We start from the raw sequence: 837 nt of genomic DNA, 5'->3' as shown, positions 1-837 counted from the left end.
ACAAGAACAAGCATACGAACCATGTCGCCAGCCAATGATCCGTGGGAAGCATATATGGATGTTGAAGAACATGGGGCAATGACATTATCGAATGTTGAATTTACGACCACGAATTTGTGTAATATGCGTTGTGCTCATTGTGCCGTTGGTTATAGCCTGCAATCCCGGGATCCCGATTCATTGCCGATGGATCTTATTTTGAAGCGGCTGGATGAAATACCGCATCTTCGCACGATGAGCATTACCGGCGGAGAGCCAATGATGAATAAAAAGTCGATTCGCAATCATGTGCTGCCACTACTGGAGTATGCACACAGCCGCGGTGTTAAAACACAGATAAATTCAAATTTGACTTTGCCCTATGACAGATATGAAGCAATCATTCCATTTTTAGATGTACTACATATTTCCCATAATTGGGGAACGGCTGAAGAATTTGCGGAAGTCGGTTTTGCCAATATGGAGCGGAAGCCTTCCAAGGAAAACCGCAAAAAGTTTTTCGACCGTCTGATAGAAAATTCCCAGCGGCTTGCCAAGGATGGTGTAATGGTTTCAGCGGAAACGATGCTGAATAAACGTACTTTCCCATATCTAGAGCATATTCATGACCAAATAAGGGAAATGGGCTGTGCACGGCACGAAATTCATCCAATGTACCCAGTTGATTTTGCCAGTACATTGGAGACGCTGGAATTGGATGATACCCGTATTGCGATTAACCGGCTGCTTGATCATCAGCACAAAGATATATGGATGATGTTTGGAACATTGCCTTTTTATCCGTGCAGTTCTTCACAGAAAGATTTGGATTTATTAAAAAGACTGTATCGTGAGGAC

General features: G+C 43.2%; 1 protein-coding gene. It reads left to right on the top strand.

What is annotated here, in order from left to right; all coding sequences use genetic code 11:
• Window positions 1–21 precede the first annotated feature (21 nt).
• Window positions 22–837: radical SAM/CxCxxxxC motif protein YfkAB (gene yfkAB, locus AC3G7N_RS20740; protein ID WP_489424057.1), on the top strand; the 816-nt coding region annotated here is incomplete at its 3' end.

Source organism: Virgibacillus carmonensis, from assembly GCF_057836705.1.
This window is presented reverse-complemented; position numbering and strand designations above follow the sequence as displayed.